34 protein-coding genes are annotated in these 23,450 nt (G+C 62.2%); 11 read left to right on the top strand and 23 right to left on the bottom strand.

Translation table 11 applies throughout. The features are described from left to right. Nucleotides 1-5 precede the first annotated feature (5 nt). Together ACZYRS_RS07390 and ACZYRS_RS07385 are read right to left on the bottom strand one after the other, a co-directional pair. On the bottom strand, nucleotides 6-485 hold the full coding sequence (locus tag ACZYRS_RS07390; protein WP_463418713.1) for a helix-turn-helix domain-containing protein: 480 nt from the start codon (nucleotides 483-485) through the stop codon (nucleotides 6-8). Nucleotides 486-487: 2 nt separating this feature from the next. Next, a complete protein-coding gene (locus ACZYRS_RS07385; RefSeq protein ID WP_463418712.1) occupies nucleotides 488-793 on the bottom strand; it encodes a DUF4258 domain-containing protein in 306 nt (101 codons plus the stop codon). Nucleotides 794-1,241: 448 nt separating this feature from the next. Here ACZYRS_RS07385 and ACZYRS_RS07380 point away from each other — a divergent pair, with 448 nt between their 5' ends. The 6 genes from ACZYRS_RS07380 (at nucleotide 1,242) to ACZYRS_RS07355 (ending at nucleotide 4,034) form a co-directional block, all read left to right on the top strand. Then, nucleotides 1,242-1,571, top strand: coding sequence for a hypothetical protein (locus ACZYRS_RS07380; protein ID WP_463418711.1), 330 nt, complete (start codon nucleotides 1,242-1,244; stop codon nucleotides 1,569-1,571). 76 nt (nucleotides 1,572-1,647) lie between these two features. Beyond that, the gene (locus tag ACZYRS_RS07375; RefSeq protein WP_463418710.1) at nucleotides 1,648-1,923 is read left to right on the top strand and encodes a hypothetical protein; all 276 of its coding nucleotides are present in this window, start codon (nucleotides 1,648-1,650) and stop codon (nucleotides 1,921-1,923) included. A 165-nt stretch (nucleotides 1,924-2,088) separates the two neighbouring features. Then, nucleotides 2,089-2,640 carry an HNH endonuclease signature motif containing protein gene (locus ACZYRS_RS07370; protein ID WP_463418709.1) on the top strand — a complete coding sequence of 184 codons (552 nt, stop codon included), beginning with the start codon at nucleotides 2,089-2,091 and terminating at the stop codon, nucleotides 2,638-2,640. A 319-nt stretch (nucleotides 2,641-2,959) separates the two neighbouring features. Next, nucleotides 2,960-3,355, top strand: coding sequence for a hypothetical protein (locus ACZYRS_RS07365; RefSeq protein WP_463418708.1), 396 nt, complete (start codon nucleotides 2,960-2,962; stop codon nucleotides 3,353-3,355). A 144-nt stretch (nucleotides 3,356-3,499) separates the two neighbouring features. Continuing rightward, nucleotides 3,500-3,784 carry a hypothetical protein gene (locus ACZYRS_RS07360; RefSeq protein ID WP_463418707.1) on the top strand — a complete coding sequence of 95 codons (285 nt, stop codon included), beginning with the start codon at nucleotides 3,500-3,502 and terminating at the stop codon, nucleotides 3,782-3,784. Nucleotides 3,785-3,794: 10 nt separating this feature from the next. After that, a complete protein-coding gene (locus tag ACZYRS_RS07355; RefSeq protein ID WP_463418706.1) occupies nucleotides 3,795-4,034 on the top strand; it encodes a hypothetical protein in 240 nt (79 codons plus the stop codon). 4 nt (nucleotides 4,035-4,038) lie between these two features. On the opposite strand, the gene ACZYRS_RS07350 is transcribed toward ACZYRS_RS07355, so the two are convergent. Continuing rightward, nucleotides 4,039-4,806 carry an SOS response-associated peptidase gene (locus ACZYRS_RS07350; protein WP_463418705.1) on the bottom strand — a complete coding sequence of 256 codons (768 nt, stop codon included), beginning with the start codon at nucleotides 4,804-4,806 and terminating at the stop codon, nucleotides 4,039-4,041. A 75-nt stretch (nucleotides 4,807-4,881) separates the two neighbouring features. On the opposite strand from ACZYRS_RS07350, the gene ACZYRS_RS07345 reads away from it, so the two are divergent. The 5 genes from ACZYRS_RS07345 to ACZYRS_RS07325 all read left to right on the top strand — a co-directional run bounded on the left by ACZYRS_RS07345 (nucleotide 4,882) and on the right by ACZYRS_RS07325 (nucleotide 8,648). Beyond that, the gene (locus ACZYRS_RS07345; RefSeq protein WP_463418704.1) at nucleotides 4,882-5,349 is read left to right on the top strand and encodes a hypothetical protein; all 468 of its coding nucleotides are present in this window, start codon (nucleotides 4,882-4,884) and stop codon (nucleotides 5,347-5,349) included. Nucleotides 5,350-5,664: 315 nt separating this feature from the next. After that, complete coding sequence (locus ACZYRS_RS07340) at nucleotides 5,665-5,883, top strand: hypothetical protein (protein ID WP_463418703.1); 219 nt, start codon at nucleotides 5,665-5,667, stop codon at nucleotides 5,881-5,883. Between the two features lie 283 nt (nucleotides 5,884-6,166). Then, nucleotides 6,167-7,927, top strand: coding sequence for an ATP-dependent nuclease (locus tag ACZYRS_RS07335; protein ID WP_463418702.1), 1,761 nt, complete (start codon nucleotides 6,167-6,169; stop codon nucleotides 7,925-7,927). Between the two features lie 10 nt (nucleotides 7,928-7,937). Further along, nucleotides 7,938-8,144, top strand: coding sequence for a hypothetical protein (locus ACZYRS_RS07330; RefSeq protein WP_463418701.1), 207 nt, complete (start codon nucleotides 7,938-7,940; stop codon nucleotides 8,142-8,144). Nucleotides 8,145-8,204: 60 nt separating this feature from the next. Further along, nucleotides 8,205-8,648, top strand: a complete 444-nt coding sequence (locus tag ACZYRS_RS07325) for a hypothetical protein (protein WP_463418700.1) — start codon at nucleotides 8,205-8,207, stop codon at nucleotides 8,646-8,648. 66 nt (nucleotides 8,649-8,714) lie between these two features. On the opposite strand, the gene ACZYRS_RS07320 is transcribed toward ACZYRS_RS07325, so the two are convergent. The 20 genes from ACZYRS_RS07320 to ACZYRS_RS07225 all read right to left on the bottom strand — a co-directional run bounded on the left by ACZYRS_RS07320 (nucleotide 8,715) and on the right by ACZYRS_RS07225 (nucleotide 23,394). After that, nucleotides 8,715-9,212, bottom strand: a complete 498-nt coding sequence (locus ACZYRS_RS07320) for a DUF2514 family protein (RefSeq protein WP_463418699.1) — start codon at nucleotides 9,210-9,212, stop codon at nucleotides 8,715-8,717. 64 nt (nucleotides 9,213-9,276) lie between these two features. Next, nucleotides 9,277-9,807: a hypothetical protein gene (locus ACZYRS_RS07315; protein WP_463418698.1), complete on the bottom strand. Its 531-nt coding sequence runs from the start codon at nucleotides 9,805-9,807 to the stop codon at nucleotides 9,277-9,279. Continuing rightward, nucleotides 9,804-10,124, bottom strand: a complete 321-nt coding sequence (locus ACZYRS_RS07310; RefSeq protein WP_463418697.1) for a hypothetical protein — start codon at nucleotides 10,122-10,124, stop codon at nucleotides 9,804-9,806. The genes ACZYRS_RS07315 and ACZYRS_RS07310 overlap by 4 nt, the downstream gene beginning before the upstream one ends. After that, nucleotides 10,121-10,513 (bottom strand): hypothetical protein, encoded by a 393-nt coding sequence (locus ACZYRS_RS07305; protein ID WP_463418696.1) that lies wholly within the window; start codon nucleotides 10,511-10,513, stop codon nucleotides 10,121-10,123. The genes ACZYRS_RS07310 and ACZYRS_RS07305 overlap by 4 nt, the downstream gene beginning before the upstream one ends. Further along, nucleotides 10,510-11,079, bottom strand: a complete 570-nt coding sequence (locus ACZYRS_RS07300) for a DUF4376 domain-containing protein (protein WP_463418695.1) — start codon at nucleotides 11,077-11,079, stop codon at nucleotides 10,510-10,512. The genes ACZYRS_RS07305 and ACZYRS_RS07300 overlap by 4 nt, the downstream gene beginning before the upstream one ends. A gap of 2 nt (nucleotides 11,080-11,081) precedes the next feature. Then, a complete protein-coding gene (locus ACZYRS_RS07295) occupies nucleotides 11,082-11,636 on the bottom strand; it encodes a gp53-like domain-containing protein (protein ID WP_463418694.1) in 555 nt (184 codons plus the stop codon). Between the two features lie 64 nt (nucleotides 11,637-11,700). Further along, a complete protein-coding gene (locus tag ACZYRS_RS07290) occupies nucleotides 11,701-14,814 on the bottom strand; it encodes a phage tail protein (protein WP_463418693.1) in 3,114 nt (1,037 codons plus the stop codon). Beyond that, the gene (locus tag ACZYRS_RS07285; RefSeq protein WP_463418692.1) at nucleotides 14,814-15,233 is read right to left on the bottom strand and encodes a DUF6950 family protein; all 420 of its coding nucleotides are present in this window, start codon (nucleotides 15,231-15,233) and stop codon (nucleotides 14,814-14,816) included. The genes ACZYRS_RS07290 and ACZYRS_RS07285 overlap by 1 nt, the downstream gene beginning before the upstream one ends. Continuing rightward, the gene (locus ACZYRS_RS07280; RefSeq protein WP_463418691.1) at nucleotides 15,230-15,793 is read right to left on the bottom strand and encodes a hypothetical protein; all 564 of its coding nucleotides are present in this window, start codon (nucleotides 15,791-15,793) and stop codon (nucleotides 15,230-15,232) included. The genes ACZYRS_RS07285 and ACZYRS_RS07280 overlap by 4 nt, the downstream gene beginning before the upstream one ends. Before the next feature lie 20 nt (nucleotides 15,794-15,813). Then, a complete protein-coding gene (locus tag ACZYRS_RS07275) occupies nucleotides 15,814-16,407 on the bottom strand; it encodes a hypothetical protein (protein ID WP_463418690.1) in 594 nt (197 codons plus the stop codon). Beyond that, nucleotides 16,404-19,259: a phage tail tape measure protein gene (locus ACZYRS_RS07270; protein WP_463418689.1), complete on the bottom strand. Its 2,856-nt coding sequence runs from the start codon at nucleotides 19,257-19,259 to the stop codon at nucleotides 16,404-16,406. Before ACZYRS_RS07270 ends, ACZYRS_RS07275 begins: the two co-directional genes overlap by 4 nt. 35 nt (nucleotides 19,260-19,294) lie before the next feature. Further along, nucleotides 19,295-19,519, bottom strand: a complete 225-nt coding sequence (locus tag ACZYRS_RS07265) for a DUF1799 domain-containing protein (RefSeq protein ID WP_463418688.1) — start codon at nucleotides 19,517-19,519, stop codon at nucleotides 19,295-19,297. A gap of 89 nt (nucleotides 19,520-19,608) precedes the next feature. After that, a complete protein-coding gene (locus ACZYRS_RS07260) occupies nucleotides 19,609-19,920 on the bottom strand; it encodes a phage tail assembly chaperone (protein ID WP_463418687.1) in 312 nt (103 codons plus the stop codon). Between the two features lie 2 nt (nucleotides 19,921-19,922). Next, the gene (locus tag ACZYRS_RS07255) at nucleotides 19,923-20,570 is read right to left on the bottom strand and encodes a phage tail protein (protein ID WP_463418686.1); all 648 of its coding nucleotides are present in this window, start codon (nucleotides 20,568-20,570) and stop codon (nucleotides 19,923-19,925) included. Between the two features lie 109 nt (nucleotides 20,571-20,679). Beyond that, nucleotides 20,680-21,036 (bottom strand): tail completion protein gp17, encoded by a 357-nt coding sequence (gene gp17, locus ACZYRS_RS07250; protein WP_463418685.1) that lies wholly within the window; start codon nucleotides 21,034-21,036, stop codon nucleotides 20,680-20,682. Then, on the bottom strand, nucleotides 21,033-21,512 hold the full coding sequence (locus ACZYRS_RS07245) for an HK97-gp10 family putative phage morphogenesis protein (protein ID WP_463418684.1): 480 nt from the start codon (nucleotides 21,510-21,512) through the stop codon (nucleotides 21,033-21,035). The genes gp17 and ACZYRS_RS07245 overlap by 4 nt, the downstream gene beginning before the upstream one ends. Then, a complete protein-coding gene (locus tag ACZYRS_RS07240; RefSeq protein WP_463418683.1) occupies nucleotides 21,505-21,834 on the bottom strand; it encodes a phage head closure protein in 330 nt (109 codons plus the stop codon). The genes ACZYRS_RS07245 and ACZYRS_RS07240 overlap by 8 nt, the downstream gene beginning before the upstream one ends. Further along, nucleotides 21,834-22,310: a head-tail connector protein gene (locus ACZYRS_RS07235; protein WP_463418682.1), complete on the bottom strand. Its 477-nt coding sequence runs from the start codon at nucleotides 22,308-22,310 to the stop codon at nucleotides 21,834-21,836. The genes ACZYRS_RS07240 and ACZYRS_RS07235 overlap by 1 nt, the downstream gene beginning before the upstream one ends. A 19-nt stretch (nucleotides 22,311-22,329) precedes the next feature. After that, a complete protein-coding gene (locus ACZYRS_RS07230; protein WP_463418681.1) occupies nucleotides 22,330-22,941 on the bottom strand; it encodes a hypothetical protein in 612 nt (203 codons plus the stop codon). 24 nt (nucleotides 22,942-22,965) lie between these two features. Then, the gene (locus ACZYRS_RS07225) at nucleotides 22,966-23,394 is read right to left on the bottom strand and encodes a HeH/LEM domain-containing protein (RefSeq protein WP_463418680.1); all 429 of its coding nucleotides are present in this window, start codon (nucleotides 23,392-23,394) and stop codon (nucleotides 22,966-22,968) included. Nucleotides 23,395-23,450: the final 56 nt, after the last annotated feature.

Here is a 23,450-nt window from a genome sequence, read left to right as displayed (position 1 = left end):
AGCGATTAAGCGCATTCAAGTTCTTCTTCGGGCACGCGCTCCAATCGCGGCTGCCAGTGACCCTCGGCGGCTTCGATGATGACCTTGGTCTCCTGCTCACCCATGACGCGCTCCACGGCCTTTAGCGTTTCAAGAGCGCTTCTCAGTCGGACGTTTCCATTTGAATGGGCAAGATAGACCAACCGCAGCAGCTTATCGGCCCACTTCGGGGGGCGGCTCGTCTTTTCCCACCTTGCGACGCTCTGCGCGTCAGCTCCTATCGCCTTGCCGAGCGCCGCCTGAGATAGGAGCAAGCCAGCCGAACGGATATAGCGAAACTCAGTGCCAGTGAGTCCCTTTGGCTTGTTTGTAAAGGCCAAGCAAATGGCCGCAGTGAGGCCGTCAATGTCGCGGATCGCGACCGCCTTTCCATGGGGCGTATCGCGCTCCTCGTAGCCATTGGCCAGCCATACGTTTCGGAGACCTCCGTCCGTATAGTGGTACATCTTCATTTTCCTAGGTTGATAACAGTAACAACAGTCAGATCGGGGTCTGGGTACTCGATGTACACCACCGCTGCAACCCTCACCCCTGCCACCAAGCGCTCCATCCGACAACACAAGCCCGGAAACTTCATATCCGGCTCGGGCTCTTTGCTCAGACGACCCATTCTCAGAGCCTCAAACACCATCACCGATGTGATGTATCGATCTCTCATCTGCTTTCGCGCGTGAGAAGTAATGGCTATTCGGAAACTGTCTTCGGCACACTCGCGGATGAACCGCTCGATCTGGTGATTTGAGGGAGCCGGCAACGCTTGGTTCCTATCATTTTGATAGGTGCGATATTAACGTTTTGTTGAGACGAGGGAGCTGTTCATTTGAACAGCCTTGCCAATCAAAGGTCTCATGCCAAGGGGCTCTCCAGCCCCTTGAGGCTGCATTCATTTCCGCTTCTCACTCGACTCGACTCGACTCGACTCGACTCGACTCGGCGCTGGCACGGCACGGCACGGCACGGCACGGTAATTAATGGCGTTAACAAGCCGGTGTCTGTCTCATCGAGCGGCCGCCGCCATCCTCCCGCGGCACCAGGAAGCATCGCCCGCAGCCGTCATCGCGCCACAACCCGTATTCGATGGCCAAATATTACTGTATATTTATACAGTGTATTGCGAAGTCTTTCGATACCGGTTTGAGGGCCAGGAACTCCCCACGAAGGAGGCGGTGAAGCACACTCGCAGAGTTGGAGAACTGGTCTACATGGCACGTCGTTACGACGAACGCCCAGGTCGCAGCTTGATGATCGCGATGTTGCTTGCAGACGACCGCGATACTTACCTGATCCCGATTCTCAACCGCGCTTGCATGCTTGAGGTTCGAGGCGGTATCGTCATTGAAGGCTCTGAGATCAACCCGCGGGGCCGAGGCGTGAAAAACATCAAAGCCGATGTCTACCCTCAGCGGTGGTTCTGCCGGCCGGTCCTTCGACCTCCAGCGGCCGACGCAAAGGCTGCCCGCGTCGAAGCCCTACGTCACGGAGAAATGATCGCCAAGGCTGTGCAGCGCTGGCCCTCACGGCGCGCTGATTGAGGTGGCCCCGGAGCCCGCTCTGCCCCTATTCTTTTTGATAGTGGCGCGGCGCACGCCTGCCGCCGATCATCCGCGCATGTGGAAACCCGACCAGCCCATCGTGATCGACGGCACAACGCTGACCGACGACGAAGCGTGGTTTCAGGAGTTCGTCAGCGAGTTCAATGAGCAGTGCGAGGGCGAGGCCGAGAGCGTGGAATGGATTGAAGGCTTAGCAGCCAGGCTCTACCCGTCGAATAGCGATCGCCCCCCACGCGAGGCCGCGGAGGCTGCATTTCTTGCAATGAGCTACGAGCTCTCGCGGATAGAGCGCCAGAGATTGCTCTCGTGGTTGGCCGGCGCTGCAAAGTGACACATTCAGCACTATGAGTGCCCATTTCTGTCATCTGTACTTACACGTCACTGCCAAGTAATCTGCGGGCGCGCGTGCAGGCGCGAATGCCTCCCGCGGGCTGCAGCGCCAATCCGGAAAACTCAGCCTGCACGCGGCCGCTCGACATCGAAATACTCGCTGTCCATGAGCAGCCCAAAACCCCGATGGACCGACGAACAGCTGAGCCTTGTTCGTGAGCTCTATCCGCTTGGGAGCATCGATGACATCGCCGCGCGCACAGGCCGCAGTCGGCAAGCTGTCAAACACATGGCCATCGTTCTAGGCCTAAGCGGCCTGTACCACTGGCGCGGTACGCCGTGCCCTGCAGGATCTGAAGTCCGCCGCCAGGGCGAGAACTCCTACGTGATGGTAAAGGTCGCCGACGACCGCGGCACAGAGACCTGGGCACGCAAGCACCACCTCGTTTGGAAAGAGCATGCCGGCTCACTTCCGCCAAAGGGAACCCGCGTCGTTTTCAGGGACGGCGATCGCAGCAACTGTGCATTTGAAAACCTCGAGCTCATCACTGACGCCGAGGCTGCCCTTCGCATGACCGAGTACCGGTCATATCCACCTGCACTGCAGGAAACCATCCGCCTTCTGGGCGACCTTAGGAAAATTCTGTATGACCGTGAGAAGCATGGCCGATCTTCGCAACTTGGTGTTCGACGTGGTGACGGAGGTTCGGGAGGCTGACAAGCCCGACCCCGATAAAACACGCATGCTCTGCGAAGTCCTGACCGTCGCGGTGAACGTCGTGCGGGTCCAGGTAGCCTATGCAGCGATTGTGAAAGGCGACTTGGAGTTACCGTTCATGGAGGAAGTACCGAGTGAGCCAATCGGGGGCTTGGTGAGGCCAGATCCAATAGAAGCGGGGCCGTCGCAAAACCACCCTTGGAGAGGCATTCACCGCATCGGCAGATAGCGGCCGCTAAGGGCAATGGAGTAGAGAAAGTCGGCTTACTCACAAGGACAATACGCGTACTAGCCACGCATGCTCTTGAAAGGGTCCCACTTGAAAACATTCACGAAGCTGTCGAATATGGAACTCAGACCTGATGGTCAAGCCTTCAAAACGGATATTGAGACAACAGACGGCACGGTGACCATCGAAATACCGGTCGACAAGATCCCGAACATTGTTTACGCACTCGGACAGGCAGGGATTGCAGCAGGCTCCGTATTGCAAACACCGAAGCATCCGCCTCTGGGAGAGCCGCTCGCGACGATTGCGGTGCCAGCAACTGGCATGTGCCTGAAGATGGGGCGACCTGGGTTGGTGGAATTTGTGTTTCGTGCTGGAGCAGCTGACTTCGCCTTCTCTCTCCCATATCAGGTGCTCGAAGGTTGTCTTTCAGAGTTTCCATCCGCTGTACAAGCGGCGGCAGCTACTGCAAAGGCAAAGGGGTAACGCGCGACCATGCTGCGATTGCTCATGGTGTCGGCGCGCGTAGGAGACTCCTTTCAGGAAATGTCGAAAAACCGGCATGGCCTGGCGTCAGTGGTCCTGTCATCTAGACTTTGCGACGGGCTTTCCGCGCGAACCGAGACACCGATGTCCGAACCTCGCCGTCAACCGCTGGTGAGCCACATCCGACGAATCGCGATCCACGTCGACGAGCCTGATCCTGGACACTTTTACTGGGTGCTCATGGAGGAAGGCGACGACGCCAGCCAATGGGTTGAACTCGAGACGGCCGATGAGCCCAACGACATGTGGCTCGACGCGCTGCAGGCCGGGGTGCGTGCCTTGGAGGGCTACGCGCCAGACGAGCGGATCGGTCCGCGCGCAGGCGGCGACGACGAAGACGCCAGCCCTGTGGGCATACCCCTGAGGTAAGCTGAATCTCATGTGGAAGCCCGACAAGCCCATCGTCGACTTCGGTCGCACGCTGAGCGACCAGGAGGCTTGGTGGCACGAGTTCAAGTCCGAGTACGTCGAGGTGAGCCGCGGCGCGGTCGATCACGAATGGCTTGCCGCGCTCGCGGTGCATCTCTACCCCTTCTGCGGGGAGCGCGAACCGCGTGAGGTCGCGGAACTGGCCATGCTGGTCCTGGCTTTCGAGCTGCCTGGCTCCGAACAGGGCTGACGCGTCAGAAGGGCAGTTCCTCTTCTTCGTCGCTCTTTGGCTTATTGCCCGCAGGCTTCGCCTCAACCGGCGCCGGCCCCGCGATCATCCGATCTGCCGGGATGAGTTGGACCATCTCCCGGGCTTCTTCAGGTGTGCACGTCAGCCAGCGGTCGAAGTCGTGCTCCTCGATCGCGACGACAGAGCGCTTGTCCTGCACCTCGAGGGGCTTCTTCGTCGCTTTGTCGATCTCGGGCTTGTGCATGCGCGACATGATCGGGTGCAGGTTCGCATTGATCGTGAGCATCGTGAAGCTCTCCCACAGGATCTCGGTCTCGTAGTCGAGCCAGTGGCTCGACAGGCCCGCCAAGCCCCACGGTCGGCCGTCGGCGCGCGCAAAGCGCCACCACTCGTTCTTGCCAGATTCCCAATTTGGCTCATCGAAGCTCAGCGCGGGGATGATGCAGCGCCGCCCATTCGCCCACGAGTCCTTGAAAGTTGGCTTCTTCTCGATGCCGGCGAAGCGCGCATTGTGCGTCGCGAGCACTTTTCCTTTCGTCTCGCCCTTGCGCGGCTTGGTCTGGGGAATATGGCTTGGCGAGAACGCTGGAATCAGCGACCACTGCCCCACCACCAGCTCACGCTCGTATTCGGTCACGTCCGCGGCGCGACGCATGAACGGCCCCTTGGACAACGGCCGCATGCTGCGCAGCCAGCGCTCGGCGGTGCGGGCGCCGATGTACCAGGCGGCCTCTATCTCGCGATCCTCCGGGGAAATGTAACGAGTACACATGGCTTCATTCTGCCTGTTGACGGCCAAAAACGTCGCGCGGATACTGTATATCCATACAGTAATTTGGAGTTCGCCATGGAAACCAACGTTCATCCCCTTCCCACGGTCCGCGCCGCTGCTGTGGAGCCCGAAGTCTCCTTTTCGGAGGCGTCGCGACGGGCCGCCAAGAACGACTGGATAAACCGCTACGTCGCCGAATGGCAGTTGCTCGCGAATGGCCGCGTCGATCTTGAATACGCGATGCTGGACGGCAGCACGCTGCACTATGTTGTCGGCCACCGCCCGCCCGAAGAGATCGCGCGCCAGCACTACAACGGATGCACCGGCGCAGATTCGAACCTCGAGCGCGCAGAGGAGAAATACCAGTCGCTCGCCGTTGAGGTCGACCTGGTTCCGGCGGGCACACCCCTGTCGAAGGCGCAGCTGGATTTCGCGTATGGCGTGGCCGTGCTGTGCGCCTCGGTCGGGGACCGTTTCCGTGATCCCCGTGAGGGCAGCGCTGGCGACCAGATCCGGGCCAGCTACGGGCCGGTCCCCTTCTGATGCGCTTCGCACGATGTTCAGTACGGTCTACCGGCTTCGCGAAGGCGGCAGCAAGCTCCCCAGGGAATCCGTCCGCGCCCAAGGCGTGCCGGGATGGCTCGAGGTGCGGCGCAACGCCGGGTGGCCGGAATGGCATGCGCGCTTCTACTCGGAGCCGCCGCCGACGACTGGAAGGTACATCGATCCCTTGTTCGAGATCAGAAACATCAGCCTCGTTCGCATTCAAGGAGGTGTGATGCTCTCGGGCTTCGAGCGACCAGTGCTCGGGCCACAGTGCCGGCAGGCTTGGTGGTGCGTCCCTACGAGAATCCCCGCATGAGCCAACCCGATTTTTTCCAAGACCAAGTCACGATCCTCCGCGCGCCATCCTGGCTGGGCCACGATGTGCATGAAGAGCGCGCGCTGCCGCTCACCCCAGGTGACTACAAGGTCACGCCGGGAAAGCGGTGGACCGTCACTTCACTGAAAACTAATGAAATCGTTTACAACGGCATTGGTCCAGTTGAGATTCGACGCGAGCGACCAATCGCGTGATCGTGGGGATCGAAAAAAGTGACAGATCAGCACCACGATCGGCCACAAACTGATTCTCGCGCCGATACTCAGCGAGCGTGGTCCGCGAGCCCGACTCGGGTCGCTCCTCAGCCCTCCCTTGGGACCGGGCCCAGCCCACACTAAACGAAGCGTTTGCAAAGCTGCTCACGGAGGCCGCGGACTTGACCGCTCATTCGCCGACGCGTCGGATGCACTGTTCCGATGCCCAGGAGGCTTTGCTGTGTTGATTAATTTTTCGCAAACTCCATGAAAAAATAAGGCAATGAGCAATTTACAAACGACCTCAGTACTTGCGATGAATGCCAATCCCGATGTCGCGCTGCCAGCGGTATCCATCACTTCGATTACTTTCTCTGGTGGATCCATCGTAACTTTTGGCCCTCAAGAAAAAGTCATATTGGTCGGCCCCAACAACAGCGGAAAATCTCAGGCGCTTCGAGACATTCTTAACATTTGTCATAGTGGACTCAAGATACGCAGTCAGGTTGTTAAGAAACTGGAGCTGTCAAAGACAGGCACACTCACGGATTTAAAAAATTTTTTGGAGGCACACGCCGTCTCTAAGGGGTATCGGTATCGTTATCGAAATTGGGATATGCCAGAGAACCGGTTGTCTTTTTGGAATAACGATTTCCTTGTTAATGGCTTGGGGAGTGGCTTCATTCGCAATATTACGGCGGAAGAGCGCCTGAAAATCTGCGTCCAGCAACCGAGCATCGCGCCGGGCGATGCAAGAGTCAGTCCTCAGCATGTACTCTATGACGACGATGCGCTCATGTCGAAAATTAGCGGTCTTTTCCGAAACGCATTCGGCAAAGATTTGATGTTCAACTTTCGAGGCGGAAGCAAGCTTCCTATTCACGTAGGTGAGATTCCGCAAGTGCCAGGGTTGACTGATCGAGCAAGTGACCAATATGTGGAACTAGTTAATAAGAACCCGCTGCTGGATGAGCAGGGCGACGGCATTAAGGGATACGTGGGGATCTTGTTTGAGGCCATTGCCTCTGAAGTTGCAGTGACGCTAATCGACGAACCTGAGGCCTTCTTGCATCCCCCGCAGATGCGTCGCTTAGGCGAAACGCTCGCATCGGAAGTTGCGGGGCAGCTTTTCGTCGCTACACACAGCAGCGACATCATGAAGGGCTTCCTCGAAGGCACAAAGGGATCGGTCAGAGTTCTTCGGATCACGCGCGATGGCGATGCAAATTCCATCACCGAAACATCCACAGAAACCATTCGCGAGTTGTGGGAGAAGCCCGAGCTCCGATATTCAAACGCCTTGGATGGAATATTTCACGAACAAACCATAATTTGCGAAGACGACAGCGACTGTCGAGTGTTCAATTCTGTCGGGGACTATCTCGGCGGCCTTTCTGGTACGCGTTGGCCGGACACGGCCTATGTTCCAACCGGTGGAAAACACGGCGTTCCTAAAGTTGCATCTGTGCTTCGAAAAATTGGCGTTCCGGTTAAAGCGGTCTTTGATATAGATTTCCTGTCTGAGCAAATCCTCGTTCAAACCACTATTGAGGCATTTGGAGGCGACTGGGATGTCATCGGACCGTTTTGGAAGCGCGTTGACGCGGCTGTTCGCGAGGGCATTAAACCGAAAACAACGGAAGAAATTAAGAAGGAAATTGTTGACATTCTTAATTCATCCGAAAATGGTAAAATGCCTAAGAGCGCCGTGATAGAAGCCATGAAGCAGAGTGCTTCTTGGAACCAGGTCAAGCATTTCGGTGAACGCGGTATTCCGCCAGGGAAAGCGCAAATCGATTACCAAAAACTGCGTGAATACTTAGAGAAGATCGGTATTTATCTCATTCCTGAAGGCGAAATCGAAAATTTCTGCCGCGAAGTCGGATCGCATGGCCCAAAGTTTGTCGCCAAGCTATTGAGTGACATCCCTCTTGGAGATGCACGGCTAAGGGATCTGCGAGAGTTTGTTGAAAAAGTCTATCTTGGGCCGAGTGCAACAATCAGCCCAATTCAACCTCTTCCGGCGGCGCTGCCCGGCGCTTGAGCACTCCGCAATGGCAACCCTCTTTCTCTCGATGACCGAAGGCGTCATCGACCACTGGAAGGCGAGCGGAAGCGCCTACCATCCGAAATTCATCCTCAGGCCTGCTCAGCACCAGGCCTACGTCGAGTCCCGTCGCAAGGACATCGGCGGCACCAGCGTCAACGTGAACGAGCACATGGGCGTGCCCGTCGATGGCGACGAGAATACGCCGGGCTGACGATCGCGACCGACGGCAGCGAACTCTCTTTGTCCAGATTGGCGCACGGATACTCACGACATGCCCATTGCCGCCCTCGCTCGCCTCTGCTTGGCTACTTCGCTTCTCGTCGTTGGTGGCACCGTGTGCGCCAGTATTCTTTTCCCATCCAGCACCGTCGATGTTCATTTTGAAGTGCTTGCCACCGGCATTCGCAAGCAGGAGCGGATTCGCCTGCTTGAGGCAGCAGATAAATTCAAACGGAACACGGCAGCGGCAAAGACATGCGCTTCTTTATCTGCCAGTGCGGATGGTCGTGACGGTACGAACCCTGCCCAGGTGCAATTGTCGTTTCAACGAATGCACACAGTTGCCGAACTACTGAAACCTCTTGGGATCAGCTCGTCAGCTTCGGATGTTGTCTACACGGCGACAGAGCAGCAATGGCCTCCGCCACGGTGGACCCTGCCCATCAGAGTCAGCGATGCTCAGGTAGACGTGACTTTCCGCCCTTGCCGGGCCTGATCATCGCGGCCTGATAAACCGGCTGGTGGCGGCCCTGATTCAGACACGCCAAAGTGCGCGCGGCAGCTACTTCGTCAGCGCGTCGTAGGAGCGTTCGCAGACGGTGCCGGAGATCCTGAGCCGGTCAGCATAGCCCGCGACAGCCTCCGCTCGGCTGTCAGCCCTTTCAAGCAAGTCGGCGAACACTCCAATGGGATCGGCACCAGGCTGACGCGGCCCTGCGCCGGCAACTCGGGTAGTCGTTCCGGCTCGGCTGGTGGCGGCACGGATGGCACTGCGCAGGCTGTCACCATCAGCGCGAGCAGCATCACGCTCGGCTTCAAGACTCGCGATTTGTTGCTGGCCATCTCGGGCCTCCTTGTCTACGGCAGTTTGTCGGGCTTCGGCGCGTTGGGTGCGGGCGCGGTCGGCGAGGATGCGCAACTCCTGCTGGGTGAGCTTGTAGGCGTCGAAGTCGTTGCGGACAATGGCCTTCCCCGCGCGGTAGATGAAGGCGCCGGCGAGCCCCAGTACGAGGGCGACGACCACCGCAGCCCAAAACTTCGGGTTCAAGAGGATCGCCATGCCAGCCTCCACTTGCACTGCCCCGACTCATGGCCGGAGGAGCCGCACAGGCAGCAGACGCTGGTCATGGGAAGCCCAGGAACGCACGGGCTGCGCGGTGGCAGCGCTCCCATTTCATCCGCAGAGCCGCGCGCTCGTCAGGCGAGCCCCGGTCGTAGGCGCCCGGCCGCCAGGCGCGCAGGTACAGCGCCCATCCGCCGGCCGCGTCAATCACCCGCGGCAATGCGCTCGGCTCCGTCCACAACAGCAGTCGCGCCAGGATCGCCGCCAGCACGTCGTTGGTCTCGATTGCCTCCCACACTGCGCGCGTCATGAACGGCACGCCGTGCGAGGTGCAGGCGGCCTGCGCCAATTGCTTCGTGGCGGGGTGGCCCATCACGCCGGCGACCATGCCGCCCGTTTGTTCGCCCTGCCAGAACGAACGCGCCGGCCCCTTCTTCGTCGGATCGTGCAGCACCTGGTAACGATGCTCGAAGCGAGACTCCTGGAGGCCGATAGCCAGGAGCATGACGCGCGCCTCGTTGCTCTTCATCTTCTCCGGGAGCCAGTGAAGCGCAGGCTCAATGGCCGTGCGGCTGATTTCGTCGAGAGTCATTGTGGAATCTCCGGTATGTCAGAAAGCGGTGCTCGGTCCGTGGCCACGTCAGGCGGCACGTCACCAGCCCACGCACGGCCGCTGCAGAGGAGTCCGACGAGCAGCGCCGCAGCGATGGCCAGTGAGCCGAGTTGCGGCCACTCCCCCCACAGCGGCTGAAAGGCAGCAGCCGTAGCACCGCCGATGTAGCCGGCATACTCGAGACGCACGCGAAGCAGCACGCCGGCGCGCATGGCATTCAGGCGGCAGAGCGCAATGAACGCGACGGCGCCGCACACCGCCAGGTTCGCCATCGCGTACAGGTAGAGCTCTTTCACGGCGCACCTCCTTTGCCACGGAAGGCATCGAGCCCCGAGAAGATCCAGTTCACGATCTTTCCGAGCGCCCATGGCCAATCCACGAAGCCGATCAGCAAAGCGATTGGAGCCACCGTCACGCGCGGCGAGAGTTCGGGCCGGTACGCATTGAGCGCAGCCGCAACGGCAGAGGTGAACAGCACCGCCATGCCAACCACGCGCAGGAAGAACAGGACCGCGCTGGTGCGGGTCGTCTTCTCGCGGCGGGCAACCTTGAAGCTGGCGCCGAGCGTGGCGGCCACCACGATCACCATGTACGGGCCGACCACCGCGGCAACCTCGCTCGAGAACAGCAGCGCCGCGATGAAGACGGCCACACCTACGATGTCGGCGATGGGCTGCTGACTCATGCAGCCGCCGGCGTGAAGAGGATGGCCAAGTCGGCGCCGGTAGGCCAGCCCACATCGAGGTCATAGGCAGCGAGCCCCGCATCGGGCAGCGCATCGATGGCCTCGTGGTGCGCGCGCTCGGCGCTGTAGCACGCCTGTTTGTGCAGTCCGATGGCCGCGCCGATCTGCTTCAGCTGCGGGATGGTGATCGTCTGCCAGCCGTTGGCAGCCTTGAAGTCCACCTCGGTGACGCCCGCGATGTCGGCGAGCGCGATCGCATTTGCTACCGAGTTCTGATCCTCGCGCGTGGTGTCGAGGCGGACGCCGCTGGGCAAGTCGATGCCGCCCGTTTCGATGTCGTAGCGCTTCGCGGTCGCCGCGGCCTTGAGTGCTGCGCGCTTGTCGCTGGTCGTGGGGACGTACACCGGACGAAGCATCGGCATGCCGTCAGGCCCGGCGACCACGTCGCGGCCGGTGAGCGACTGATAGAGGTCGTTGTCGATCTCCTTGCAGTCCTGCGGCTTGTCCTCGCCGTGGATCTCGTCGAAGTAGAAGCCGCCAGTAGCAGCGCTGTAGAAGATTTTCATGATCAGGACCCCACCGAGAACCAAGAAACGAAGTTGTTTTGCTGCGTGCCGCTGATGTCCCAGCACTGCATGAAGAAGGAGGTTCCGCCCAGACTTTGGTAGGTCGCGTAACGCGGCCCGGCAACCTGCGGCGTGAGCCAGACACCTTTGGCGGCGGTCGGCCAAGCCAAGGGGAAGGTGACCGCCACGCCGCTCGCGCCGGTGCTCGCGCCGCCCCATTGCGCAATCCAGCCGCCCAGCCAGTTGGGAAACTTGATGTAGCCGCTTGCGCTCAGGTTGGCAGCGAAACCCAGCTTCGCCCACGCAGTGGTGACGATCCGCGTGCTGTTGTCGGTGCTCGCCTGCGTGGTCGCAGTCGGGTTGCCCGTCAGCGCTGCATCGTTGGCGGAAGGCACGCCCAGCGCGGTGCGCGCATCGGCAATGGTGCCGGTGGTGCCGAGGAAGCCGCCGACGCCGAACAAGGCGTCCCACAGCTTGCCGAAGCCGCCGCGCGCGACGGCGTTCGAGGGGTTGGGGTACGGCGCAGAGATCTCCGCCTTTGCTGGAATCGTTGGCATTGCGAGCCTTTCAGGAATGAAAAAGGCCCGCCGAAGCGAGCCTTTGAGGGGAAACGTTGAGGAATTAGTAGCCGGTCAGCGTGATGTCCGCACTGCAGCCGCCGACAAGGGCGCCGGCCGCATCGACAGCGCCGATGTAGGGATTGAGGTTGTCCGACCTCTCGGTTTGGACATTGATGCCGCCGGACGTGTTGGCCTGCAGAGTGGCCTGAATCGCGAGGATCTTGGTAAACGGCTTGATGTACGGGATCAGCGTGCCAGCGATGTCGATCGGCACATCGCCCAAGGTCTCGACCATGTCGGGCGCATCGACGATCACGCTCAAGTAATGCAGGATTCCCCGAGTCGTGCCGCCGCCTATGGTCACGCGGAACTGGTAGGCGTCGTTCGCCGCGATGATCTGGCCGGGCCATGGCTGCCATTCGCCAGGACCACCATAGAAGGGCAAGGAAGTCACGACGATGGCCCCAACGCCCGGATCGAACTCCGACACGTCGGCGTCGTAGAAGGAATCGGTGTCCTGGCCGTAGAACGAACCAGGCCCGGCGAGGCGGTATTCGACTCGCAGGTCGACACCTTCCGCGTTAATGCCCAGCGTCATCTTCGAACCGGCAAGCGCCGAATTAACCGAGATCTGCTCAGTGACGTAGATCATTTGCCCATACGTGCCGGTCTCGTAGAACGACTCTGTCTCTCCCGCGTAGAAGCTCTGGTCGTCATCGCCAAAGAACGAGTCCAGCGCGTTCGCCGCCGGCTCGCCGCCCACCAGCGTCCAGCCGGACGATTCGGACGCGTCATAGGGCCAGCCCAGATCCGGGAAGATCCACTGTTCGAGCACGTTCGCGATGGGCGCGTCGCCCAGGTTCATCACGATGACTGCAGCATTCAACGACTCGTTGCCGGTGGTGTCACGCGCCTTGCCCATGATCGTCACGACGCCCCCGGGGCGCGTCTCGGGCTCCCATGGGCTGGCAGTAATCACACCTTCGTTGTGCAGCGGCGCTGCGCTGTTCCAATCGGCGTTGTTGCCGTAGTGGAATCGGAAGACGAAGCCCGCCAGGTCCGGCACGCGCCGCGGCAGGTTCCACGAGAGCACAGCGCCGGAGATCGTCAGGTTCTCGATGTCCGGCGGCGGCTCGGTCTTGCCCACCACGCGGTGGACTCGCTGCGCGCTCCAGTCACTGCTGGCCAAGCTGTTGCGACTGCGCACACGGATCAGGATCTGCGCGAGGTCATCGAGCCCCAAAATGCGCGCCTGCGTGGCGCTGCCTTGCTCGGTGATGGTCACCCAATCGCCGAACGGCAGCACGAGGTATTGCAGATCGACAAAGCCACCATTCACGATCGATGCATCCGACAGTGGCGCCCAAGTCACCCGGACGCTGTTCACGATCGTGCCGTTCTGCTGAACGATCAGTTCGCTTTCGCCACTCTGCACGTCCGTGATGACCGGCGGGAAGATTTCCCACGGCTTGGGCAACCCGCTGTTGCTGGCATAGCCGCCGGGCAGATACGCGGCGCCGTACTGGAAGATCGCAGCCGTGGTTTCCTTCAGCGTGAGCTCAACTGTGCAGCCGTTGGGCGCCGGATTGAACGTGCGCCCGAGAATCCGAAATTCCTTTGCGAACCACCCGTACCGCGGGATCGTCAGCGTGACGCCGTCGAAGAGCTCGAGCGGATAGGCCTTCATTTTGAAGGGCAGCGTCACCGCCATCGAATCACGGCCGTCGCGCAACATGATGCCGGCGATGTGGGTGGCCTGGCCGGCGTTGAAGACCGTCGCCAGCTTTACTTCCTGGCTCAGTTCCATTCCGTCGCGAGCGATGTAGGCCTCGGCGCGGAACGGCGGCAGCACGACTTCGACATAGCCGGCCGCCTCATCCCAGATCCGGGCGGCTACGACATTGATTTTCTCGTTCCGCGGCTTATGCGGGTTGATGGAGACCGCAGTTTGCGAGACAGAGCCGTCGGGGCCGCGCTGCACGACTGCGAGATCGTCCTCCGTGAGTGCCATCACCGGCGCCTGGTACGCCCCAGCGCGCACGCTGTATTCACCAGCTGCATAGGCCCACTCGCCGCCCATGGCCTGCACCAGGTCGTCGAGCACGCTGCGGGGATCGGCGCCGAACAGGAACACGCCGTTGGCTCGGAACATCGGCACGATGGGCGCCCCGGTCCAGTAGCTCATCGCCGTATCGCAAACATTGGCCGCAGCGACGATCCGGGCCTCTTCCGCAGTCGTCAGCGAGGTGCGCTTGCCGAACTGCGGATGCAGCATGACGTGCCGCATCATCAGCGCCGGGTTCTCGCTGAACTGAGTCACGCCATGGCGTGGGTCGTACAGCTTCGCGCCGCGCATCAGCGCCGTGACCGCGACGGCCCCATTCGGGAAGGAACTGTTCTCGTAGACGAACTCGCACAGCAGCCACGCCACGTTGCGCGCCCGATGTGCAGCAGTCCAGGTTCCCGGCAGGTACTGCTGCAGGCGCGTGTCGGCGGCCTGGTTGGGCGAGCCCAGATGCACGAACACCCGTGCGGTGGAGACGAATTCAACCCACTGATACGTGAGCGTGTATTCCTGCTGCCCGTCGGCGTTGGTGATCGTCAGGATGTTCCCGGCGATCGTGTACGGCAGTGACTCCTGGCCGGGTGTGATGTTCGGCCAAGGGAGGTTCGTCGCCGGCGTGACGAAGATCGAACCGGCCACGGGCGTGTGATCCAGCGTCCGGGTAGGCTGTGCGCTGGTGTCCATCACGCTGCGCGTGTAGATCCGCCCCCATGGCGCCGTGACGACGTTACCGTCGACATCTAGGTCGATGGGTGTGTCGTCGAAATAGATCCGCTCGACGGCGTCGATCTCGTGACCGGCCAACGCTATGCAGCGCAGAAGCACTGCCTTGTTCGGCGTATCGGTGGAATCGAAGAATACAGAGCCGCCCTTGCGAACACGGCCGAGCACGAGCTCGCGCGGACCAATGGTGCTGCGGCCGTTCTCGAAACGATCGACCACCGAGGCCTCGAACTGCTGCCGGGACTTGTTCTCGGCTTTTCGCTTCTGGCTCGCTGAAAGCGCGATGGTGGCCACGGCGAAGCCGGCGTACACCGCAACCGTAACGGCCGTGCCCACGGCAGCGGCCCCACCGGCGCCACCGATGACTGCTAGAACTGCTTGAGGCATTAGATTTTCCAAGCCGCAATTGCGGAAATCATGCCGAGGGTCACGATCCCGCCTTTGCCGGGCGCGAGCACGTTCACGCCGTTGCAGATGCCGAGCATTTCGCGGCCGGCGTTCATCACCAGCACCACATCGCCAACACCGGCCATCAGCGGAGATACCGGCTCGCCGAGGTATATCGAAGCTATGGCCTTCAGCCCGCCGGCCTTGTCGAGGCGGCGCAGCGTCCGACGCAACGCCCTACGGCGCGGTCCCGCGTCGGTGCTGTAGGGCTCGAAGGACGCCATCGGGTTCGTGCCGGTCAAGGCAGCAACCGCGGCGGCCGCGAAGACGCAGCAGTCGTTCGAGCCCCAGCGAAAAGGCGTGCTTGCGCGGCCCTGGGCAAAAGCCGAGAACCGAAGTTGCCAGTCGGGAAGTCTCATCGTCCGTTGAGCGCAATGAGCCACTGCTTGCCGGCCCAGACGAGCGGCTTGTTCAGCTGGAACTCTTGGAAGTCGAAGGCGAGATCGCCCGGGAACAGGGACTTCTGATCAGCGCTGCTGTAGGTCAGCGGCGTGCCGCGCAGCAGGTCAAGCTCGCTGCTCTCGGCTGACACCGGGATCGTGCAGGTCTCGCCGTCTTCCTGAATGCTCATCAGATCGAGGCGCCCGGTCCAATCGATGGGCGCGTCGAGCAGTGCGAAGTCGGCGTCGAAGATGGCCGTGCGGATGATTGCCGGCGTGCCCTGCACGATGTCGGCGTCGTCGAGTGCAAGCGCGATTGCCTCTGGCGATGCACCCGACAATTCGAAGTTCAAGCCCTTGACCTCGCCGGGCGAATCGTTGATCGCGTTGATGGCTCCGAGCCCAGCCGCACCGCGGTAGGTCACGCCCTCGAACACGATGTCCCAATTCGCGGAACACAGCGCGATGGGCACACCCGGGAAGGCCAGGTAGATCAGCTGCGCGACGTGAAGCTCGGGGCCGTTCAGAGCGGCGAGCACGGTGGGAGATAGAGACCGCATCAGATGGCCTCCACGAAGTCCAGCGGGACACCTTCCGCGTAGCCAGTGAAGTACTGGAAACCGGGCTGCGACACCTTACGGAAGGGCACCGTAGGCCGATCCCACACCACGGACTGCCCGACGACCGTAGCCCGTCGGAGGCGATTCACGATGGGCACGCCGATTTGTCCCAGCCCGTCAGCCACGCAATCGGTGAGCACCTGCAGCAGCATGCCGTTCACGCCGATCATGTCGCCAGCCAGCAGGGTCTGACCGGCCGCCCCGCCTTGCAGGTAGACCGCATCGGCGCCTGGTCCGGTGGCAAGAAAGACCGTGAGCGCACCGCGATAGGTGCCGAGTGGCTGCGGCCGGACGAAGTGCCACAGCAGCACGGTATTGGTCTGCCCGCGCAGCCCATTCACGAACGCTTCGTTGCGGGCTGCGATGTGCTGCGGGCCGCGTGGCAGCGTGAGCGAGAACAGCCAACGATCGTTCAGCATGTCGACGACCTGCTCGCTGCCCCCGCCCGGCGAGCTCGCTGCACGCTGATTCGTCTGCAGCCGCGGCGTGAACGACTCGGGCCGGAAGCTGCTCGGGAGCGTGAGGAGGCTCATGCGAGAGCACCCCCACGGGTCCGGCTGCTGTTGATTCGGCTGGCGGTCTGAGCCTGCGTCGCTGCGAGGGCCTGCTTGAGCATGCCCACGGTCGCGACATCGCCGACGGTGAAGTAATTGTTCGTGACGCCGCCGCCTGACCCGCCACCGAGTGCGTGGTTCGGAATGATGGTGCCGGGCACGCTGGGGATGAACACTTCCGCCCCACGCTCGCCCACGATGCTCGGCACGCCCACGGGCGGATTGCCACCGTCTGCGAAGAAGCCGCCGAACCACTTCCCGATCGACCCGAGGAACCCTCCCAATCCACCAGTGCCGCCGGTCGCGTCGGTCAGGCTGGTTCCGAAGTTGTCGTTCTTCTTCAGCAAGTCGCCGATTGCGTCTCCGCCGCCGCCGAGCGCTCCCAGCAAACCCTTCGCCAACGGGCCGGTGATGGATTGCTGGATGGCGATGCGCGCCAGATCCGCAACAATCGAATTGGCCAGGCTGCTGACATTCAGCTTGCCCGTGGTGACGAAGTTGACCAAGGCATCTTCCGCACCCTTGAAGCCTTCCGTGAAGGCCCTCTCCGTCGTGGCCGAGACGTTGGCGATCGCGTCCGTGTAGTTCGCGAGCGCCGTCGTAGCGCCGGCCTGCCAATCAGCTTGCTTGGACTTCAGTGCTTCGAAGTAGTCTGATTGCGCCCCCAGTGCGTCCTCCAGCGCCTTGCGAATCTCGGCAGCCTTCTTCTTGTAGTCGGCGGAATCGAGCATGCCGGCCTTGCTGGCATCCCGGTTTGCGACATCGCTATATCTCTGAAACTCGGCGCGAATCGAGCGCTGCGCTTCCACCTCTTGCCGGGCCCGGTCGCCGAGCCCGAACGCGGCCAAGCTTCGGCCTGACTGCTCGTCCCGACTCTGCTGGTTCGAAACCATGGAAGCCGTGATCCCGTCCATCATCTGGCGGAATTGACGCGCATCGTCTGCCGATTTCTTCGTGATGTCGGCAATCTTCTTTTCGAACTCGAGCGCGTTGGAAAGAGCGACGTTCTTTTCGAGTTGCGCCTCGATGTCGTCCCGTCCGTTCAGCAAGCTCTGCTGCTCGGCCGTCAGGATCTTCTTTCCCTTCAAGTCGGCGATCAGCTGCTGGAACTCGACCTGCTTCTTCTGAACGTCGGTGATCTTCAGTTCGCCGTCCAATTGGGATTGCAGCGACGCCTCGGTCTGCCGCAACGTCTCCAGCATCTTGACGGCCGCATCGTCCTGCACTGCCTTAGGTTTTGCTCCCTTCGCGCCCGCGAATTCCTTGCGGATCGCGGCTTCGCCCGCGGCAACATTCGCGGGGGACAGCAGTACATCGTTCGGGTTGCGCTTGCGCAGGTCTTCCAGGTTGTCGCGGTACTTCTTCAGTTCGCGGTTAACGGCGTCGACGCCCTTTGCTTTGTCCTGCCACCGCGCGATTTCCCCCGAAGCGTTGACAGCAGCGTTTTCATCCCGGGTGACGACGCCCTGAGAGAAGCCGCGAAGCCGCTCTTGTAGCTCCTTGACTGAGGCGAGAGCGACGTTGGTCGATGCATTCCGCATCTGCACGGCGAAATCCGAAGCGCCCGTAACGGGCCCACCGATGGGGCCACGAGCTTGCAGTTCTGCGAGGGTCGAGCGGGCGTCGGAAAGCGCTTCGCTGGCCGTCTTCGGACGACCAAGCCCCATCATCAGATCCCACGCCTTTTTCGCGTCGTCGCCCATCATTCGCCACGCGCGCGCGAGCACTCCGGCTTGGTCCTGCACTTGGGCCAAGCGCTGATTCGTGATAGCGGCGGCACTGGACACCGCGAGCGCGGCCGCCTCCTCCTTCCGCCCCTGGTCCTCCAACGTGCGAATGCGCTCGAGCGTCGTCGCCGTCAGGTGATGCATCGTCTCGTTGAGCTTTTCCGATGCCTTCGTCGGTTCGTCCGCCAGCTTGGTAAACGTCGAAACAGCCTCATCCACCGACGTGCCGACGATGCGATTCATGCCGGAGACAGCCGCCCCCACTTCGACCATCGCCTCTGCCGAAATCTTCCCACTGCCAGCAAGCTTGGCGAGCCCCTCTGCGGCCACCGCATACGTCCCCCCCATCTTGGTGACCTGCGTGGCCTGATCCTGCAACTGCGAGGCGGTGGTGCCCGCATAGTTGCCCGTCAGGATCAACGCCTTGTTGAAGGCGGCGGTCTGCTGTTCGCCCTTGTAGAACGCGAGCGCGAAGACCCCGGTCGCGGCGGCAGCGAGCGTGAACGGATTCACGAGCCCCAGCACATAGCCGCCGAGCGCACGGGCTGCAGGTCCAATGCCGCCGAACATGTCCTTCAGCTGGCCGCCCTGTTGCAGGAACACAGTCAGAGGCGCCTGGCCGCCCTGCAGGCTGGTGATGATGTCGGTGAACTGGGCAGGAACACCGCGCAGCGCATTCGCGGTTGCCTTCGCCGACATGCCGACGCGGTCGAGCGGGGGCGTAATCGCGTTCAGCGCTGCTTCGGTGGCCTTCTGCTTGGCGAGGGCGGCATCCAGTTGTGCCAGGTACGGCTTCAGCACCTCGGTGCTCACGCCGCGCTGGTTGGCAAGGGCTGCATAGAACTCCGAGCCCGACTTCTTGCCGGCCTCGGCCGCCGCGGTGGCTCGCTGGATCGAGTTGATCAGGTTCTTGGCGTTCGCCTCAACCTTCGTCGCGGCCTGGTCGCTGCCCTTGCCGATGCCTTCGATCCCCGCGGCCGCCTTCTTGCCTTCGGCCACCGCGGTGACGCCGAGATCCGCGAGCGATCGCTTGGTCCGGCCTACGCCGGCTTCCACGCCCGACGTGTCGGCGGTGAACGCCATCTGTGCGGTTAGATCGGCCATGGATGTCCCAGAAATGAAAAGCCACCCGTAGGTGGCTACTGCGAGCTTTGCGCGCGCATGAGGTGAAGAGCACCGCGTTCCATCACGCGGATGTCGTCGAAGAGATCGGGCCAGTCCGCCCGAGGGACACCGGCCAGCCGGAAGACCGTCGGCAGCGTCCCGTAGTCGAGACCGATGGCGCCGGAGAACCCGACACGCCACTGGGTGGTCAACTTGGAGAACACTGCGACGGCCACCTGGTGCTCGGGCCAGCAGTCCACCGCGAAGCTGGCTTCCTCTACCGTCAGGCCCAGCTCGGCCGCTTCATGCGGCGTCGCGTCTGGCGTGTAGATGGCCCGGGCCAGCTCGATCAGTTTTTTTCTTTGGCCTTGATGAGTTCGGCGATGTACTTGTCGCGGATCGCCATAGGCGCCGTGATGTAGTTCTGCGCGAGCAGCTTCACGTTCTCGGCGTTGAACAGATCGACCAGATCCCAGCCGGTGGCCACGGCCAGCACCTGGTCCTCGATCGACATGTCGGCCATCTGCTTGATGAACTCGTCCATTTCATCGCGGGTGCGATGCTTGAACACGATCTCGATCTTTTCGGGATCGAGGCCGGGCCGGCAGATCTCGACGAACGCTTTGAACGTCGGGTTCGGGTTGAGTGTGAGACGTGCCATGTTCAGGCGGCGTAGCGGATGAAGCGGCCTTGGCTGCGGAAGGTCGCGGTCACCGTCATGATCTGGTTCGCGTCCAGCTTCGGCTCGGGGTCGAAGCCCACATTCACGTTGTAGTAGATGAAGCCGCCGGCAGGCAGAGCCGCGCGAAGGATGCGGTTCTTGCCGTCCTGGTCCGCCGCGAGCAGCACAGCGTTCCAGGGCTGCGCCACGTCATCCGCGAGCGTGAGCGTGAGCACCTTGGCCTTCTTGAAGGTGTTCTTGCTGCGCTCGATGCCGTCTTCGAGGTACGTCCACTCGACCGATTGCTGCTCGCCGCCGGTCGAGGCGTTGCCCATCACCTGCGAAATCGCCGTCCAGGTCAGCACCTTGCGCACCGAACCCAGGCCAGCGCCCACCGGATAGCGGGCAACGTCCGTGGTGTCGAAGCCTTCCATGTTGTAGGTGCCCGAGGTCTGACCGATCACGCGCGTGGGGCGATCGTTGATGCCCGGCCAGGCGCTGGTGTTTTCGAGCACGTCGCCGTTCAGCAGGCCGTGCGCTGCAGCCGTCGCCACCGGAGGCGCTGCGTTCGTCAGTGCGGTGTACGGAATGGCAGGCCCGTAGGTCGTGGCAAGCGAGAAGATCGTGCCATTGGGGAGGGATGCAGACATGGTGCTGGCCTTTCAGGAGAAGCCCGCCTTCGCGGGAGGTTGCAGAGCCCGGAGCGGGCAGAAAAAAGCCCGCTCAAGGCGGGCCGGGAGGAAACTGGTTGCGCGGGGTCTATCGGTCGGACCAGACGCTGAAGTCCTGGCGCGAGCCCCGCAACTTGGTCACGCTGTCGCGGTCAGCGATGGGGCCCCCGACCAACTGGACTTGGAATGCAGGCGTGAGCAACATGGCGTTTTCGATCTGCAGGCCGATGGCGGCCGCTTCCTTGCGCGTCTCGGCCCACACGGCGACCTGAAAGCGGCCGTTCTTCTTCGAAGGCAAGGCGCGTTCGACGAACTGGGTCGAGGTGCCGCCCACCTGCTGATAGACGATGTACGGCGTCGCTGCGCCGTCGTCCGCTACATCGGGGAAAGTCCCGCCGGCAGCGAGCGGCGAAAGCAGCGCGTGCAGATCAGCTTCAATGGTCATAGAGCTTTTCCAACCTGCTCGACAAGGTGAGCGCGGGCGACTTCGAGGGCGAACTCCACGCGCGCGGCGTAGGCCGGCCGGATGAATGGATGCGCAGGTGCGCGGCTGGTGCCGAACTCCACCATGAAGCCGTAGGGCACCTTCTGGTGGTTCCATGCGATGTGGTACGTGGCCCGCGACTTGCCGCTGTGATCCTTCGAATAGACCTGGTAGATCGCGTCGCGAAGTGCGCCGGGCTCGAAGTAGTAGCGAACGCCCGAAGACTTGCTGTTCTTGCCGTAGAAGTAATGCGGCTCGGCGGACTGCGGCACGCGGATGCGCGCCTCGAAATAGAGCTCTTCGGCGCCGGCCTGGGCCGCCGGCCGAACGGACTCTTCCGTCGCCTGCAGGATGCCGTCCAGCCATGCATCGGCGGCCACAGTGTCGAAGCCGATGGCGAAGGCGCTGCCGTCCGGGTTGCCGCGGCCGTTAGCCATTGTTGGCGCCCGTCTCGCAGACCAGGTCGATGAACTGGCGGCTCTGCTTGTTGGGCACCACGGCCTTGATGTCGTAGATGCGGCCTTCGTCGTCGACCACGCGCATGTTCGCGAACACATCGGTGCGGCGGCGGATGCGAATGCTGGCCTTGAGCACGCTCATGGTGGTATCGGCCCGAGCCATTTCGAGCCCCGACAGAAAGCGGATGTCGGCCCACACGGAATCCAGCACCGGCCAGCCCGGGACCAACTGCCCGAGCTCGTCCTTCACCGTGCCGGCCTGCTGGATGCTGATCCAGTCCTTGAGCGTGCCCGCGCGCATCAGACGCCGAGCCCCACACGAAAAGGAAACAGCAGCTGCTGCGAGCCGAATGGGAGCGCGTTGACGGTCACTCCGACGACCACATCTTCGCGGCTTTCGAACAGATGACCCATGGTCAGCAGGATGGCTGCCTCGATCTGCGGATTGAGCACGATGCCGCAGTAGGTTTCGGTCGCTGCGGTCTGTGCGTCACGATAGACGCGCAGTGCATGGCCTTCGGCGGCGCAGCGGACGACGCTGTCTTCGATCTCGCCGGCAGCTGTCAGTGCGGCTTGGTAGGCAGTGCCGGCGGCGACAAGCGCGGCAGGCACTGCAGTGATCGCTGCTTCCATCGCGCTCTGATCGGCAAAGACGCGGCGATTGAGAAATTGGGCGGCCGCACCCTCCGCCGCATTGAGATACGGCGAGACCTGTTCATCGGGGTAAGCAGCACCTACACGCAGATGCGCTTTTGCGGTTGGGAGGTCGATCAGCACGTCTTGCTCCAATTGGCTATCAGGTGCCAGTCACCACGTAGCTATTTGCCGCCGAGCCACGACCGACGATCCAGATCAGCGGGTTGGTGGCCGCCGCGCGCGTCAGCGTGGTTCCGGCGCCATTGATCAGCGCCGCGCCGGAACGGGCGATGCTGGTCGTGCCGCTCGCGAGCACCGAGCAACTGAAGCCGGCCGGCAACGCTTCGGGCACGGTCAGGGTGAGCGTCGCGGTGCATTCCAGCGTCTTGCCGTTGTCTGCGGCGGTGAGTGCGCGAGAAGTCGCAACTTGGATCGGTGCGGCCGACAGAGGGCCGCCGCCAGATGGCTTGATCTGCCCGACAGTGTTTACCGTCACTTGGACCGGGATGGAGGCGGCGTTCGTGCTGGCCTTGCGCAGCAACACTGCGGTGCCCGCCAGATCGATCACCAGGCGCACGCCCTCGTTGCGGTCCAGCCGGGTCCACGCGCCGGCGCCGACCTTGTACTCGACCGGGCCGCCAAAGCTGCCCAGTGCGAGATCGATGCTCGAGCTGGGCGCGACGGCGAGCGCCTGGCCCGCGCCGCCGGCTGCGGCTGTTACCTGCACGAGCGAGGGCGTGCTGTTGATGTCCGCTTCGAGGGGTTGCGCCATGGCGATCTTCTTTCGGGAGTCGGGTTACAGGGCGACCGCGCCGTCGAGCAGCGCGGCCAGGGCCGGCTTCTTCGCGCCATCGGGAATGGGAATCCCCTTGCTCTCCAGCGCTGCCTTGAGTTCGGTCACCGTCAGGTTGTCGGACGGCTTCGCGGCGCGTGCCACGACCAGTTCGCGAACCTTCGCTTCGTCAGCGTCGGTGAACAGTTCTCCGAAGTGGGAGCGCATCGCGCCCACCACATATTCGGGGTCGGTGTTCTCGCCGGGAAGTCCGGCCAGCGCTGCGTCGAGGTCGCTTCGGGCCAGCGCCGGCCTGGCCACAGCTTCGGGTTGGTTGCCGCCTTCCTTCACCTTCACGGCGGAGCCGTTGTCGATGAAAAATTGGCCGCGGCTGCTGTCCATCTGCGCGGTGGTGCCAGCGCGGGGATCGGGTGCCTTGAACTTGATGAGCATGGTGTTCTCCTTGAAACAGAGAAGCCCGGCGATCCGGGCTTCTCGATTGCGGGATT

Source organism: Variovorax sp. AC194 (assembly GCF_979257995.1).
This window is presented reverse-complemented; position numbering and strand designations above follow the sequence as displayed.